Origin of the sequence: Shewanella sp. AS1, from assembly GCF_021412565.1 — a bacterium.
Lineage (GTDB): Bacteria > Pseudomonadota > Gammaproteobacteria > Enterobacterales > Shewanellaceae > Shewanella.
In genome coordinates, this window is the sequence record NZ_JAKCLJ010000001.1 from 911,429 (window position 1) to 927,173 (window position 15,745).

Here is a 15,745-nt window from a genome sequence, read left to right on the forward strand (position 1 = left end):
GGAGTTATTATGGGTTTTAGCATTGATTTAACAGGTAAAGTGGCTTTAGTGACAGGCGCGAGTCGTGGTATTGGCCGCGCGGTTGCAGAGACGCTAGTGCAGGCTGGCGCAATAGTGATCGGTACTGCGACCAGTGAGCGTGGCGCCGAGTCTATCCAGGCATACTTAGGCGACAAGGGTCACGGCATGGTACTCAATGTCACCGATCCTGAATCTATCGCACAATTATTTGACTCAATCAAAGAAAAAGCTGGCGATGTTGATATTCTGGTTAATAATGCGGGTATCACCCGTGATAATTTATTGATGCGCATGAAAGAGGATGAATGGGTTGATATCATAGATACTAACCTTACTTCACTTTATCGCACCTCTAAGCCGGTGCTTCGCGCTATGATGAAGAAACGCGGTGGCCGTATTATTAATATCGGCTCTGTTGTAGGTACAATGGGCAATCCAGGTCAAACAAACTATTGTGCGGCCAAGGCTGGCTTAATTGGATTTACAAAATCTCTTGCAAGAGAGGTTGCATCTCGTCAAATAACAGTGAATGCTATTGCTCCTGGATTTATCCAGACTGATATGACGGATGAGCTGACTGAAGAGCAGCAACAAGGTATCATGTCCCAAGTTCCGATGGAAAGATTAGGTCAACCGCAAGAAATTGCGAATGCAGTACTATTTTTAGCTTCGGATTCAGCTGCTTACATTACAGGGGAAACTCTGCATGTAAACGGCGGCATGTATATGGTTTAATCAATTAGTCTTGACAACTAACTGATTTTGATTGAATTTGGGCGTAAATTTACGTAGGTTTCGTGGTTTGACCACAAAAGTTAAGCTTGCATTGTGTGCCAAATTGAATAAACTACTCGCAATCTTACGCAAGTGCGTAATTTGAATAGGAAAGAAAACTAATGAGCAACATCGAAGAACGTGTAAAGAAAATCATTATCGAGCAACTGGGCGTTAAAGAAGAAGACGTTAAACCAGCAGCATCTTTCGTAGACGACCTAGGTGCAGATTCTCTGGACACCGTTGAGTTGGTAATGGCTCTAGAAGAAGAGTTTGATACTGAGATCCCTGATGAAGAAGCTGAGAAGATCACTACTGTTCAAGCAGCGATCGACTACGTTTCTAAGAATCAGTAATACTGAATTCTAGAAAACAGGCGGCAATTATGCCGCCTGTTTTTGTTTTAGGTTTATGATAATTTCCTTCGTGTTTATCTGCTATGGATAAACCATTGGTTTTTATCGGCTATAAACTACACTTTAATCTTATTCTTTGTCTCCTTAATGGGGCAGATGGTCATTACTTTAGTTAGAAGGTGAAAACGTGTCTAAACGTCGTGTAGTCGTAACAGGTCTTGGTCTCGTCACTCCTGTAGGCAATACCGTTGATACGTCCTGGCAAGCATTGCTCGCGGGACAAAGCGGTATCGCGCCCATAACCAAATTTGATGCAACTGAGTTCGGCACTCGGATCAGTGGATCAGTTAAAGATTTTGATGTGGAGCAATACTTGTCAAAGAAAGATGCCCGCAAGATGGATCTGTTTATTCAGTATGGTTTAGCCGCTGGTATCCAAGCGATAAACGATGCGGGATTGGATATGACACAGGAAGATCCAACTCGAGTCGGTACCGCAATCGGTGCTGGTATGGGGGGGATGCCTTTGATTGAAGCTGCGCATACAAGCCTGCTTAATGGCGGTCCGCGTAAGATCTCGCCATTCTTCGTGCCTAGTACCATCATCAACATGGTGGCCGGTCACTTGTCTATCATGTATGGCATGACAGGGCCTAACTTTGCCGTTACAACTGCTTGTACCACTGGGGTGCATAATATCGGTTTCGCGGCCCGTACTATTGCCTATGGCGATGCCGATGTAATGATTGCCGGCGGCGCAGAAGATGTCACTTGTCCATTAGCCGTTGGCGGATTTGGTTCGGCCAAAGCCTTATCGACTCGCAATGAGGATCCTACCGCAGCCAGCCGTCCATGGGATAAAGACCGTGATGGTTTTGTGATTGGCGACGGTGCCGGTGTGTTAGTGATGGAAGAGTATGAACATGCGAAAGCCCGCGGCGCGACTATTTATGGCGAGCTGGTTGGCTTTGGTATGAGTGGTGATGCCTTCCACATGACTTCGCCTCCAGCAGAAGGCACAGGTGCGGCAGCCGCGATGGAAAACGCGATTAAAGATGCAGGCGTAGATAAGCAGTTAGTGGGTTATATCAACGCCCACGGTACTTCGACCCCTGCTGGTGATAAGGCGGAAGTGGCGGCAGTTAAGTCTGTGTTTGGTCAGCATGCCTATGATCTGCTGGTGAGCTCGACCAAATCGATGACGGGTCATCTTTTAGGTGCCGCAGGCTCTGTTGAGGCGATCATTACCCTATTGGCGCTGCGCGATCAGATGGTGCCGCCTACTATCAACTTAGATAACCCAGACGAAGGCTGTGATCTTGACTTCGTGCCCCACAAAGCCCGTGAACACAGCTTCGATTATGCGCTGTGTAACTCCTTTGGCTTCGGCGGGACTAACGGTTCATTGCTGTTTAAGCGCGGCGAGTAATTACACTTGCTATGTTAAAAAGCACCTTAGGGTGCTTTTTTTGTGATTTTTTCGCCTAAATCGAGTCGAAGACCCACTGGGAGCCTAGGGGAATTCTGTTATCGGATGAATCTTAGATATTCGAGCCGCATATTTTGCAGTAAACTTTAGCAAAAGGACAAAGAGGGTGATGCAAATGGCTGGAAAAGAAAGAGATATTACTTTACGGTTTTTAGCCGAGCCTGCCGATGTAAATTTCGGCGGTAAAGTGCATGGTGGCGCTGTGATGAAATGGATTGATCTCGCGGCTTATGCCTGCGCAGCAGCCTGGAGCGGGAAATATTGCATCACAGCTTATGCGGGCGGGATCCGTTTCGTTAAGCCTATCTTAGTGGGCAACATAGTCGAGATCAGTGCCAAGGTGATCTATACCGGCCGGACTTCAATGCATCTCGGGATAGATGTTAAAGCTGGCGATCCGAAAAACAGTGAGCGACACCTGACCACACACTGCATAGTGATCATGGTGGCCGTGGATGATGCGGGGCAACCGACAGAGGTGCCTGAGTGGGTTCCTGTTACCGAGGCCGATAAGATGATGCGTGATTCGGCAATCAAGTTGATGGAGATGCGCAAAAAAATCGGTGCCGAGATGGAGGCGCATCTCTCCCATATAGTACCCTAGAGACTCAGTGGGCAGGTTTATAAAATTTATTTCTAAGTCAGTAAAATAGGATGTATGCATGGCAAAGGTAGCATTTTTGGGGCTAGGCGTTATGGGGTACCCCATGGCGGGTCATCTGGTGAAACATGGACACGAAGTGACTGTCTATAACCGCACTACGGCTAAGGCGGCGCAGTGGGCGGCCGAGTATGGTGGTCAATATCAAGCTACGCCTTTTGATGCGGCGAAAGATCAGGATTTTGTTTTCGTCTGTGTCGGCAATGATGATGATTTGCGTTCTGTGGTTTTGGGCGAGCAGGGGGCGTTAGCGGCGATGAAGCAAGGCGCTGTGCTGGTCGATCACACCACAGCATCTGCCGATGTTGCTCGCGAGATTGGCGCGGTTGCGGCGGCCAACAACATTGGCTTTATCGATGCCCCCGTTTCTGGTGGTCAGGCTGGGGCTGAAAACGGCGTACTCACCGTGATGGTTGGCGGTGAGCAAGCGACCTTTGATGCAGCCAAAGAGGTGATGCAAGCTTATGCACGCTGCGCCGAGCTATTGGGTGACGTCGGCAGTGGTCAGTTGACTAAGATGGTGAATCAGATCTGTATCGCCGGCGTGGTACAAGGATTGGCGGAAGGGCTGCATTTTGCCCGCAGCGCTGGCCTCGATGGTGAAAAAGTGGTTGAGGTGATCAGTAAAGGCGCCGCACAATCCTGGCAGATGGAAAATCGTTATAAAACCATGTGGCAAGGTGAGTACAATCTGGGTTTTGCCGTTGACTGGATGCGAAAAGATTTAGGGATAGCCCTAGATGAAGCCAGACGCAATGGCTCACAGCTTCCCTTAACGGCATTAGTTGATCAGTTCTACTGTGATGTGCAGGCTTCTGGCGGTAATCGTTGGGATACATCGAGTCTGCTGTCGCGTCTTGAGCGTCACCGTAAGTAATTCTCTGGCGTGATAAGCTTAAATTGAAAAAGGACTGCCTAGCAGTCCTTTTTTGATCTGTTAACTTTTTGACCCTTTACTGGCTGGTTTATCAGATAGGATCGATAACGATATGCTCAAGCTCAACGGACGTCAGGGCATGCAGGGCGTTCATAGCGGCGCCGACTAAGGAGATCTTACCTTGACTCGATTCTAGCAGCAGGGCACGGTTTATTTCGCTAAAATCGCGGTTGTGCCTCGCCATAGCTGATAGCGCCATCTGCATCGGCAGCATGGAAGGGTTAAATGCCGCATTTTCGGCGTAGCGACCACAGAAGGTCTGGCCATCTCTGGTTTCCAGCACCACGGCTGCATAATTCTTGGTATAGGGCGCGTAACTTAAACTGGCGTGATCGAGCGCCTCTATCACCATGGGATCGGAACTCTCCAAACAGAACTCATGTAACTGTTTCGATAACAGCGGTGTGGTGATATTAAGATCGCCCGGACCAAATGCGTAGGGCAGATAATAGGAAAGCGGTTTGGTTTCCTGTGCCGGCAGGTGGATTTTGATCTTTTGGCCGCCAACTAATTCATTCATAAATTGGCGGCAATGGCCACAGGGCGTGGCGTTGACTATGATATCTTCAATTGCCGTTTCGCCGCTTAACCAAGCGTGGCTGATGGCGCTCTGTTCGGCATGCACTGAGTGAAACAGGGCTTCGTTGTTTAATTCGAGGTTGGCGCCCATATAGATATCGCCGCTTTTACCTTTGGCTATGGCGCCAACATGAAAGTCACTGATGGGGGGGCTTGCCAACGCGGCTGCAACGGGAAGTAGGGCGAGTAAGAGTTCATCTTCGGCCAGCCCTGTTGCCGTCATTAAGTCTTCGAGTTGCTGAGCATCGATGTGACCGACAAAGTTGTCGTTGAGCAGAGGAACCAGGTTGTCTGCTAGGGTTTCTGGCATATTCGCTATGCAGTGAATAAATCTATCTTGCATCAGCCTTATCCTTAGAAATGTAAGTCATTGGTCGGTTATTGTAGTGACTATAGTGCTGTAATAACGGGATCTATATCCCGCCGGGTTTACAGATTACTTAAGTAATGACACAAAGCTGTCAGGAGTTTCTGTTTCTCGCTGTCATCTTGGGTATCGTTAACTAAGTTCTCCAGTCGGATAAAATAATCAGGGTCATTACATCTTTGCTGACAGAAATTGCGCCAGCGCTGTTGCTCAGCATAATCGAGGGTTTGCGGATAGTTACGTCCTCGATAGCGGAACAACATCTCTTTTAGTCTAGGATCATCGAAGCTGAGATCCAGTGCCGCCAGATTGTGGGGCTGAGTATTGCGGATCATCTCCATCTTATTTTTGTCCGCCTGACTAAAAAAGCCGCCGCTATAGAGCTGGAGATCGGGATCTGTGATCTCTCGGTCAGACTCAATATCAAATACAGCAACCAGTTTTTCACGAATTTCAGGGTGCTGGCGCAGGCGTTTATATTGGGCTCTGGCAAATTCTTTGTCGATTTGCAGTCGCTCGGCGTTATCATCGGTTAAGGTTTTGGCCGGTGCGATAAAGGGACACTTATTGATATGGATTTGTTTAAGGCCGATAGGCAGTTCATCGGCAGCAAGCTCACTTCTTGGGGTGTACATCCGCTCTCTTATCTGCTGAGCATCAAGTTCGATTAGCGGTGTGATATCCATGGCTAAATTCACGCAGATCACCGCATTCTTATTGGTTCTGTGGTGAGCGACGGGCGCAATAAGGGTGGCGCAGCCATGCAGGGCGTTGATTTTTGAGCTGACATGCACCAGGGGCTGCATGTTGAGCACATCAAGCAGCTTAGTGACTTCAGTTTTTTTCCTGAGATTGAAGTAGTAATCAAACAGCTTAGGCTGGGTTTGCTTGATCAGCTTAGCCATACCTATGGTGGCGTAAACATCTGACATAGCATCATGGGCATTTTCATGGCTCAAGCCGTTGGCCTTAGTCAGGTGTTCCAGTTTAAAGCTGGGACTGCCATCCTCTTTTTGCGGCCACTCAAGACCTTCTGGGCGCAGGGCATAGCAGGCTCTAACTAGGTCGATAATATCCCAGCGGGAATTGCCATTTTGCCACTCTCTGGCATAGGGATCGAAGAAGTTACGATAAAAACCATAGCGACTGACCTCATCATCGAATCGCAGAGAGTTATAGCCGGCAACACAGGTGTTTGGCATAGAAAAGAGATCGTTGATCCTCGCCATAAACTCGGCCTCGGGCATGCCCTTTAAGTTGGCGAGTTGGGGCGTGATCCCCGTGATTAACATCGCTTCGGGAGAGGGCAGGTAATCGCTTGCCACCTTACAGTAGAAGGTGACAGGCTCGTCGATAATATTAAGTTCGAGATCGGTTCTAATCCCGGCAAACTGCGCCGGTCTGTCCTTGGCGGGATTGGCACCAAAGGTTTCATAATCGTGCCAGAAAATGCTCGCTAACTGATTAGATGTCATATAGAAATTGCCCGTTGAATCGTGGCTTTATCATAGCATCGACCAAGGAGGGCGCGCTATGACCACGAAAGATTAATCGCTATTTGGTTGAAAATGGATGTTTTTGCAGTTGGCAGCCTGTTGATATCGCAGTTACAATCACTCTCTCGTCGAGAAGGATGGAAGCACAATGGGAGCGCTTTGGCTCCAGTGTGATGGCACAATAGCCCCATATCGGATCATTATATCATCGGCCTCAGTTAATCACTTGTTTACCGCAATATTTGGAAAGACCATGAACTATCGTTGCCCTATCTGTTTGCTTCCATTGAGTTTAGAAAACAGCACCTGGCATTGTGAGCATAACCATAGATTCGACTGTGCGAAGGAAGGTTACGTCAATCTGCTACCGGTACAGAAGAAGAGATCTAAAGATCCCGGCGACAATAAAGAGATGATGTTTGCCCGGCGGGAATTTTTAAATAAAGGCTTTTATCAAGCACTGAGCGACAGAGTAAATCAGCTGGCATTGCAATATGCACCGGATGCGAAAGATGGGCTGGATATTGGCTGCGGTGAAGGGTATTACTCTCATCGTTTGCATCAGGCGATGTCAGGTCGCGGCGCCTTTATGCTCAAGGGCGTGGATATCTCAAAATCGGCGTTAAAATACGCCGCTAAGCGCTATCCAGACATTGGTTTTTGCGTTGCCAGCAGTTTTGAGATGCCGTTTAATGATGACAGTTTTGATTTCATGTTGAGGATCTACGCGCCATCGGAAGATAAGGAGCTCAGACGAGTCATCAAGCGTGATGGAATACTGATCACTGTCTCGGCTGGACCCCTGCACCATTTTGCATTAAAGGCGCTGATCTATGATCAGCCCCGTCAACATCCCGATATCCAGAGTCAAATAGCGGGGTTTGAACGCCTGCATGGTGAAAGGTTACAGCAGGAGTTACATCTGTCTGCTCCCAATGATATTGCCCATTTCTTGTTAATGACGCCCTATAATTGGAAATTAAATGAAATCCAGAAGCAGCAACTAATGGCCGCAGATTTCAGATGTGAATTGGATTTTAAGCTGGAAGTGTTTCGAGCCTGCTAGTTGTTAGCTATTGTTTAAATTATCTATTTTTTGACCAAAAAATAATAAGTACGCTTTTGTTGCAGTTTTTATGCTTTTTTTAGGCAACAACTGACAGAAATTTAAGTAAAAATTCAGATTTTTCACCTTGATAAGGTTGTTGACATACTGCCAGAATGATTTATAGTAGCTGGAGCTTGAAGGTTGGGCTTAACTTTATGTGTTCAATACGACCAGTTCGTCCTGTTAACATAAGTAATACCGGCATTTTCCAGCTCTACTGCCGTTTATGGCTTTATTTTATTTAGTTACAGGATTTATATCATGTCTCAAGTTACTGGCGTTGTTAAGTGGTTCAACTCTGACAAAGGTTTTGGTTTTATCGAGCAAGAGTCTGGCCCAGACGTTTTCGTACACTTCCGTGCGATCAACTCTGACGGTTTCAAAACTCTTGATGAAGGTCAGAAAGTGCAGTTCACTGTGACTCAAGGTCAAAAAGGTCCACAAGCTGAGAACGTAACCGTTATCTAAGCTGACCTTTAAATAGTGGCGCTAAGCTACTAAAAAGAATTTCAAGAGCCGCGATTCAATCGCGGCTCTTTTTTGTATCTGCCTTTTTATATTAATCCTTCAAAATTCCAGCCTAGATCTTGGTCGATATGCTTAGACCAAAGTCAGTCCTTATGGGCACTGACTTTGCGCAGTATTGGTGTTTGAATCGTCCTTTTTCACGCACTCTATTATGAGTCATTTTGTAAATGGACTGATTAAAACAGCCTAATTTTATAGGACTGGCTTACTGGGCTGCGAAGAGCTTATCTTCCAGACTCCGGCCTCTTTGCATGCTTTTGTAGAGCCATTGTTGCTGGTTAAATAGCTCAAGCAGTTTTTGCTCAAACTGATATTCAGGTAGGCGCTCATAACGGATCACAAATTCACTGTATTGATCGCTCTTGACCGATTGTACTTCTGGCCAAGCTTCAAGGGTTGCCAGCAGTTGCTTCGAGTCACAATGATGCATCGTCAGCGTCAGGTAGTCATCGAGTTGATCATTTTTGATTGAAACCGATTGGCTTAGCTGACCTTGATCGAGATAGAGCACTTTATCGCAGAGTTTCTCCAGCTCATTGAGGTTATGGGAGCTGATCACAAAGGTGATTTGACCGCTTAGGGCCCTAACCAGCTCTCTTATCGCCTTGGCATTGGCCGGATCCAGCCCCGCAGTAGGCTCATCTAAGAGGATAAGCTGCGGCGAGCCGATAAGGGCCTGAGCGATAGAAACTCGTTTGCTCATACCATGGCTTAAGGCCGAAGGTTTTTGAGCTGCGCTTGCCTCTAGATCCACGAGCCTGAGTACCCGCAGAGACTCCATCACAGCCTGCGCCTTATTGAAGCCTTGCAGCTGCGCGAAAAAAGTTAGCTGCTGCTCGACACTTAAGTTGGGATCGAGACGGGCATCTTGAGGTAGTGCAGCAATCTTATTGAGTAGGCTACGGCTTCCTGGGCGCTGACCAAACAGACTTATCTCACCTTCACTGGGGCGAATATAGCCACACAAAAGCGAGAATAGGGTAGTTTTTCCCGCCCCATTTGGGCCCACAAGGGCAACTGGCGCGCCGGGTTCTATGGTAAAACTGACATTATCTAAGGCCAGCTTAGTGCCATAGTGTTTACTGACCTTGTTACATTGGATAAGACTCATAGTGCGATCCTCCCCATATAGCTTCTGCCCAGTAGCAAGAATAGGGCGGTTTGTATGAGAGGCACACCATAGAGTGATAGCTGACTAAAGCCGTGACTGTTGATCATCTGTGATAATTGTGCTCCTGGCAGTATCCATTGCAATATTGAGTTAAGGCTTGGCAGATAATGCCCAAGGATGCCATTGATGATTGAGAACCCAACTAACAATAAGACGGCGTAGATAGTGGCCTGGCGAGAAGAGTTAGCGTACAGAGATAAAATCGCCATCATAGCGGTAAAAGGCAGTAGGGCTATTATGATGTTGATAAAGATAAAGAGTCCCGAGCCTAGGCCTAGCAGGAGTAAACTACTGTCACGGCTACAGGCAAGTGCTAAGGTGGCGATTAAGGTTAAGGCTAATAGCAGAGCTTGTATGTAGAGGTAACCTGCAATGCGTCCCAAAAACAGTGTGTCACGATCGGCTCGTAAACTTAAGAAGCGAAACATGCCTCGTGTCTTGTCTGAGGCAAATTGATCGGCGCAGATAAACAGGCTAAACAGTGGAAACAGATAGAGAGCCGCGACCCTCATCACAGCCATTTCGGCCACTTGCCAGGAGAGCAGTTGGCTTACCGAGGCCTCACCGAACACATTAATCAGCAGTTGCTTAATATCGGGAGTAAACAGGTAAACCGAGGCCTGGCGTACTGGATACCAGAGCAGGACGAACCAGACGAGCGCAAAGGCGAACAGGCCAATTAATCCTCGTCGACTAAATAAGATCTTCTTGAGCTCAAAGGCGGCAATAAGCATAACCGCTGAGATAGCACTTCTTGATGTTGCTGTATTCAATGGCAAATTCCTTTTGGGTTTCGCTAGTCATGTTAACATCAAAAAATGTTAAGCGGGGAGCACAAGTGTGTCTATTTGTTGCTATCTCAATGTGATTGTCGATAAGATGGGAAGAAGTGAGCTGAGGATAAAAGGCCTGAATTAAAAAGCCTGAATTAAAAAGCCAGAGGCGCTATCTCATCTCTGGCTTGGGAAAACGGTGATAAGGTTAATCGAGCAGACGTATGCCATCCGTGTCGATAGAAATCTTCTGCGCCTTATACAGACCGCCTATGCTTTTCTTGAAGGCTTTCTTGCTCATGGCAAGCTGGGCATAAATCAGATCGGCGTCGGTTTTATCGGTTAGGGGCAGGAAGCCGCCAGCCTGTTTCAGCTTAATCATTATACTCATTGCCTGTTTATCAAGTTCTTCCTTAACCCCGCGCTGCAACACCAAGTCAATTTTATCGTCACTTCTGACGCGCTTGATAAAGCCTTTGAGTCTTTGGCCAAATTTAAGATCCCTAAATACCTCATTTTTATAGAGCACGCCCCAGTGAGCATTGTCTATGATCGCCTTATAGCCTAAATCTGTAGTGCCGCCTATGATCAGATTCACCTCTTGACCATTGCGGTACGGGGGCGGCGTCTTGTCGAGGAACTTGTCGATTTTCGATGACGCCACGATACGCTCATCGGCGCTGTTCAGATAGACATATACCAGATAGGAACGGCCGACTTCGATTTCTCTGTGCTGCTCGCCAAAAGGCAGCAAGAGATCTTTTTCCAGTCCCCAATCCAAGAAGGCGCCATAGGGGCCGGTCGCCACAGCTTTAAGGTAGGCAAATTGCCCCACCTGTGCTTTAGGTCGTTTGGTTGTGGCAATAACCAAATCCTGTGAATCAAGGTAGAGAAAAACCTCAAGGCTGTCGCCAATCTCAAACTCTTTCGGGGCGACTTTATTAGGCAGTAGCACTTGGCCGAGCTCATGGGCGTTAAGGTATAAACCAAAATCGACCTGCTTGACTATCTTAAGGCTACAGGATTTTCCTATCTCTATCATGGGATTCTCTATGGTGTGAAATAACAACTGCGAGAGCGGATTATAGTGGAATTTTCATTAAGATGCTGCAACTTAGCCGCCCATATCCGGTATTTTTGAGTGATTTGCCCCTGGGGATTTACCTAATCAAAACAGAGAGGCCTCAAGTGTGAATAATGTGCATTAAAGGTTGTAATAATTTAATGTGTTATTGATACTTGCAATTAACTTATTTCAAGGGTTTAATTGCGCGCCATTTGGGTTTTACCTTAGGGGTAAAACAGGATGAAACCATGAGGCGCCTGACGGAGTTAGCTAAGGCTCCTGTTTTGATGTTGCCCAATATTGAGCCCTATAAGGTGTGATATTGAGTTGCATTAATCTGTTGGTAAGCGGCGGGCTTACTGAATTTGAATGTAAATAGACAGGCTGAGAAAATATGAGTAATTGGTCTATTAATGACGCTTATGCAAGTTATAACGTAAACCACTGGAGTTCTGGACTCTATGGCATAAGCGAGGCTGGTGAAGTGACGGTTTCCCCTGATCCGGATCATCCTGAGTACAGTATAGGTTTAAACGAGTTAGCCAAAGACATGGTGAAGTCTGGCGTGGCTCTGCCTGTACTAGTGCGTTTCCCACAAATTCTGCATCACAGGGTTAACAGCCTGTGTCATGCCTTTAATCAGGCGATTCAACGCTACGATTATCAGTCTGATTATCTGTTGGTTTATCCCATCAAGGTGAATCAACAGCAAACGGTTGTCGAAGAGATCCTGGCCTCTCAGGTGTCTAAAGAGGTGCCTCAGTTGGGGCTTGAGGCGGGTAGTAAGCCAGAGCTGATGGCGGTACTTGCCATGGCGCAAAAAGCCAGCTCTGTGATTATCTGTAACGGTTACAAAGATATTGAATATATTCGCCTTGCGCTCATCGGCGAGAAGTTAGGTCACAGCGTTTATATCGTTCTGGAAAAGTTATCTGAGCTTAAGGTGGTACTCGAAGAGGCCAAGAAGCTTGGGGTAACCCCTAGATTGGGTCTGCGTGTGCGTCTAGCCTTCCAGGGCAAGGGTAAGTGGCAGGCCAGTGGTGGCGAAAAGTCCAAGTTTGGCTTATCGGCGGCTCAGGTGCTGACAGTGATCGACTCACTTAAACAGAATGATATGCTCGACTGCTTGCAGTTGCTGCATTTCCATTTAGGGTCGCAGATTGCCAATATTCGCGATATCCGTAGTGGTGTCAGCGAGGCGGGGCGTTTTTACTGTGAGCTGCAACGCCTTGGTGCCAATGTAAAATGCTTCGATGTTGGCGGTGGCTTGGCCGTGGATTACGATGGTACCCGCAGTCAAAGCAGTAACTCGATGAACTATGGCCTTACCGAGTATGCCAATAATATCGTCAGCGTGCTATGCGACATGTGTCATGAATATGAACAGCCGATGCCAAGACTGATCTCTGAGTCTGGTCGCTATTTAACGGCGCACCATGCCGTACTCATAACAGATGTGATTGGTACCGAGGCCTACAAATGTGAAGATGTTCAGGCTCCGGATGAAGAGGCACCACAGCAGCTATTAAATATGTGGGAGTCTTGGCTAGAGGTCAGTGGCCGCGCGGATCAACGTGCGCTAATTGAAATTTACCACGACATTCAGAGTGATTTAGCCGAGGTGCATTCACTGTTCGCCTTGGGGCAGATGAGCCTCACCGATAGGGCATGGGCCGAGCAGATGAACCTGCGCGTCTGTTATGAGCTAAAAGATGTGATGAGCGGAAAATATCGTTTCCATCGCCCCATTATCGATGAGCTGAATGAGAAGTTGGCCGATAAATTCTTCGTTAATTTCTCTCTTTTCCAATCTTTGCCCGATGCCTGGGGGATTGAGCAGGTGTTCCCGGTAATGCCTCTGAGTGGATTAGATAAAGAGCCTGAACGCCGTGCGGTAATGCTAGATATCACCTGTGACTCTGACGGTATTGTTGATCAATACGTAGATGGTCAGGGGATTGAAACTACGCTGCCGGTTCCGGCATGGAGCGCCGAAAGCCCCTACTTAATCGGTTTCTTCCTTGTGGGTGCCTATCAGGAGATTTTAGGGGATATGCATAACCTGTTCGGCGATACCAACTCTGCTGTCGTGCGTCTGGATGACGATGGCCTAGTTAATATTGAGTCTGTACTTGCCGGTGATACCGTTGCCGATGTGCTGCGTTATGTGAACCTCGATGCCGTCTCTTTTATGCGAACCTACGAGGAGTTGGTTAACCTGCATATCGAAGAGAGCGAGCGAGCCAATATTCTCGAAGAGCTTCAGGTTGGCCTGAAAGGCTACACCTATCTTGAAGATTTCTCTTAAGATAAGCTGCGCGCTTTAGGATATGATAAAAGCCAGTTTTGAGCCTGCTCAAAGCTGGCTTTTCGCTGTACTATGCCACGATTAAATTTGTCATGATTAAATTTTCCCGTTCAGTATGAAAGGATGAGTCTTAAGATGGAGTTTGAAAGCGCTGAGAAACGAGTGGAGATCTGTGTGAAGCAGGAGAGTCTTGCTTTTGTCGATCTACGCCAGTTTGATGCCGCTTTCTGGCGAACTGCATTGGCGAAAGCCGGCGCCTTTATCTTATCTAAAATGAGCCACCAGCTTTGCGATGCTTATGTGCTCAGTGAATCCAGTCTGTTTGTGTGGCAAGACAGAGTGTTGCTCATTACCTGCGGCGATACGAGTTTGGTCGATACTGCCCTTGAGATAGTCACAGCGATAGGTAGTGAACATCTGCAAAGCGTGAGTTATCAAAGGCAACATGAGGTTTTCGCTCACCGCCAAAGCCGCAGTTTTAGCCATGATGTACAGTGTTTAACTCGAGTTTTACCCGGCGAAGCCTATCGTATGGGGCATTTAGATGGCCATCATCAGCATCTGTTTGTTCACGGCAAGTTATCCGAAGCCTGTGCCTATAGTGCGTTGCATTTGTATCAAATAAAAGGGGAACTGAGCCAGTATTTGCGTGGTGATGAGCAAGATAAGCAGGCCATTTTTGCTCAATTACAGCTGGATGAATTATTGCCTGAATTTAGCTTCGATACTCATCTGTTTTCCCCTTGCGGTTACTCTTTAAATGCTGTCTCACAGAAGCATTATTTGACCTTGCACATTACGCCTCAATTGCCCAACAGTTACCTGAGTCTGGAAACCAATTTGGCTGACGGAAACAGGCTTGAAATGATAGCGGCACATTTGTTAACGCTGTTTCGGCCTAGCAGCTGGGACGTGAGCGGCTTTGACATGAGCCGCTGCAATATGGGTAGCTGTGCTGAGCCTGTATCTCAAAGCGCTTCTTTATCTCAAAGTAGCGCACAGACGAGTATGAAGTCGTTGTTAGATGAGTATCGGCGACTTTCCCAAAGCCGCTTAGCCGTCAATAACCATGTTGGCATTTATACTGAACATTATCGACAGACTGAGTGTGAAATTATTCAGCCTGTCACGCTATTAACTGAATAGATAAAGCAAGTGAATAGAAAAGTAAGTGAATAAATAGAGCAAGTGCAATCGGCTTATGGTTCCTTTTAGGCTAATGTTTTGCTTTTTGAATTGATAACAGGCGTTAGAGCTTAAACCACTGGATTTTAAGCCACTGAAATGGCTGCGATTCAGTCTTGTCTCATTAGGCTTTATCGCAGGTTATGTGGAAGGCCGGTGGCAACAAAATCGTTGGATCTGATATTAGGTGAGGGATATGTCCAATTTAGATGATATAAGACGTGAGTACACTCTGGGAGGACTGCATCGCAGTGAGCTTCCTGATGATCCTATGGTGTTATTTGAAAAGTGGATGACAGAGGTGCGAGACAGTAATGTTCTGACAGATCCTACTGCCATGAGTGTGGCTACGGTCGATGCATCCGGGCAACCTTTTCAGCGGATTGTGCTGCTTAAGCGATTTGATCAGAATGGGTTTGTATTCTTCACCAATTTAGAGAGTCGCAAGGCAGAGCAGATCGCCAGTAATAATAAGGTGAGCCTGCTGTTTCCTTGGCATGCGCTGGAAAGACAGGTCGCGATAACGGGTATCGCCAAGCCGCTGTCCAATACCGAGGTGCTTAAGTATTTTATTACGCGTCCGAAGGAGAGTCAGATAGCGGCCTGGGTATCGAAGCAGTCGAGCAAAATCAGTGCGCGTCAGGCGCTTGAAACTAAATTTGCCGAGATGAAAGCGAAATTCAGCAAAGGTGAAGTGCCTTTACCTAAGTTCTGGGGGGGCTATGTTGTCGAGCCAGCTAGCATAGAGTTCTGGCAGGGCGGTGAGTATCGTCTGCATGATCGTTTTCTCTATACTAAACTGGACTCGCAGCAGGCCTCTAAATGGGAGATAGCAAGGTTAGCGCCATAATGCCAGCAAGGATTGCAACGCTGAAGGGCGACTGTAGACAAGCTAAAAGATTAAAAGATTAAAGCTTGAAATAAAC

15 protein-coding genes are annotated in these 15,745 nt (G+C 47.1%); 10 read left to right on the top strand and 5 right to left on the bottom strand.

From position 1 onward, the window contains the following. The first annotated feature begins 9 nt into the window (after nucleotides 1-9). The 5 genes from fabG (at nucleotide 10) to LZP69_RS04055 (ending at nucleotide 4,178) form a co-directional block, all read left to right on the top strand. A complete protein-coding gene (gene fabG / locus LZP69_RS04035; RefSeq protein WP_234198890.1) occupies nucleotides 10-756 on the top strand; it encodes a 3-oxoacyl-ACP reductase FabG in 747 nt (248 codons plus the stop codon). A 161-nt stretch (nucleotides 757-917) separates the two neighbouring features. Then, nucleotides 918-1,151 (top strand): acyl carrier protein, encoded by a 234-nt coding sequence (gene acpP, locus LZP69_RS04040; RefSeq protein ID WP_011865403.1) that lies wholly within the window; start codon nucleotides 918-920, stop codon nucleotides 1,149-1,151. Nucleotides 1,152-1,338: 187 nt separating this feature from the next. Continuing rightward, a complete protein-coding gene (gene fabF, locus LZP69_RS04045) occupies nucleotides 1,339-2,580 on the top strand; it encodes a beta-ketoacyl-ACP synthase II (RefSeq protein WP_234198891.1) in 1,242 nt (413 codons plus the stop codon). 175 nt (nucleotides 2,581-2,755) lie between these two features. Then, entirely contained in the window at nucleotides 2,756-3,244 is a 489-nt protein-coding gene (locus tag LZP69_RS04050) for an acyl-CoA thioesterase (RefSeq protein ID WP_234198892.1), read from the top strand. A gap of 58 nt (nucleotides 3,245-3,302) precedes the next feature. After that, complete coding sequence (locus tag LZP69_RS04055) at nucleotides 3,303-4,178, top strand: NAD(P)-dependent oxidoreductase (RefSeq protein WP_234198893.1); 876 nt, start codon at nucleotides 3,303-3,305, stop codon at nucleotides 4,176-4,178. Nucleotides 4,179-4,269: 91 nt separating this feature from the next. Here LZP69_RS04055 and cdd read toward each other — a convergent pair whose 3' ends face one another. After that, nucleotides 4,270-5,160 (bottom strand): cytidine deaminase, encoded by an 891-nt coding sequence (gene cdd, locus LZP69_RS04060; RefSeq protein WP_234198894.1) that lies wholly within the window; start codon nucleotides 5,158-5,160, stop codon nucleotides 4,270-4,272. Between the two features lie 86 nt (nucleotides 5,161-5,246). Beyond that, nucleotides 5,247-6,659, bottom strand: a complete 1,413-nt coding sequence (gene sbcB, locus LZP69_RS04065; protein WP_234198895.1) for an exodeoxyribonuclease I — start codon at nucleotides 6,657-6,659, stop codon at nucleotides 5,247-5,249. A gap of 274 nt (nucleotides 6,660-6,933) precedes the next feature. Here sbcB and rlmA point away from each other — a divergent pair, with 274 nt between their 5' ends. Both rlmA and LZP69_RS04075 read left to right on the top strand, forming a co-directional pair. Then, the gene (gene rlmA, locus LZP69_RS04070; protein WP_234198896.1) at nucleotides 6,934-7,746 is read left to right on the top strand and encodes a 23S rRNA (guanine(745)-N(1))-methyltransferase; all 813 of its coding nucleotides are present in this window, start codon (nucleotides 6,934-6,936) and stop codon (nucleotides 7,744-7,746) included. A 303-nt stretch (nucleotides 7,747-8,049) separates the two neighbouring features. Further along, a complete protein-coding gene (locus tag LZP69_RS04075; protein WP_011865413.1) occupies nucleotides 8,050-8,256 on the top strand; it encodes a cold-shock protein in 207 nt (68 codons plus the stop codon). A gap of 265 nt (nucleotides 8,257-8,521) precedes the next feature. Here the strand turns inward: LZP69_RS04075 and LZP69_RS04080 are convergent, their stop codons facing one another. From LZP69_RS04080 to LZP69_RS04090, 3 genes are all read right to left on the bottom strand, one after another. After that, on the bottom strand, nucleotides 8,522-9,427 hold the full coding sequence (locus LZP69_RS04080) for an ABC transporter ATP-binding protein (RefSeq protein ID WP_234198897.1): 906 nt from the start codon (nucleotides 9,425-9,427) through the stop codon (nucleotides 8,522-8,524). After that, on the bottom strand, nucleotides 9,424-10,221 hold the full coding sequence (locus LZP69_RS04085) for an ABC transporter permease subunit (protein WP_234198948.1): 798 nt from the start codon (nucleotides 10,219-10,221) through the stop codon (nucleotides 9,424-9,426). Before LZP69_RS04085 ends, LZP69_RS04080 begins: the two co-directional genes overlap by 4 nt. A 247-nt stretch (nucleotides 10,222-10,468) precedes the next feature. After that, nucleotides 10,469-11,302 carry a CvfB family protein gene (locus LZP69_RS04090; protein ID WP_234198898.1) on the bottom strand — a complete coding sequence of 278 codons (834 nt, stop codon included), beginning with the start codon at nucleotides 11,300-11,302 and terminating at the stop codon, nucleotides 10,469-10,471. 418 nt (nucleotides 11,303-11,720) lie between these two features. Here LZP69_RS04090 and speA point away from each other — a divergent pair, with 418 nt between their 5' ends. The 3 genes from speA (at nucleotide 11,721) to pdxH (ending at nucleotide 15,669) form a co-directional block, all read left to right on the top strand. Beyond that, nucleotides 11,721-13,634 carry a biosynthetic arginine decarboxylase gene (speA, locus tag LZP69_RS04095; RefSeq protein ID WP_234198899.1) on the top strand — a complete coding sequence of 638 codons (1,914 nt, stop codon included), beginning with the start codon at nucleotides 11,721-11,723 and terminating at the stop codon, nucleotides 13,632-13,634. 135 nt (nucleotides 13,635-13,769) lie between these two features. After that, nucleotides 13,770-14,780: an S-adenosylmethionine decarboxylase proenzyme gene (locus LZP69_RS04100; protein ID WP_234198900.1), complete on the top strand. Its 1,011-nt coding sequence runs from the start codon at nucleotides 13,770-13,772 to the stop codon at nucleotides 14,778-14,780. 235 nt (nucleotides 14,781-15,015) lie between these two features. Continuing rightward, nucleotides 15,016-15,669, top strand: a complete 654-nt coding sequence (pdxH, locus tag LZP69_RS04105) for a pyridoxamine 5'-phosphate oxidase (protein ID WP_234198901.1) — start codon at nucleotides 15,016-15,018, stop codon at nucleotides 15,667-15,669. Nucleotides 15,670-15,745: the final 76 nt, after the last annotated feature.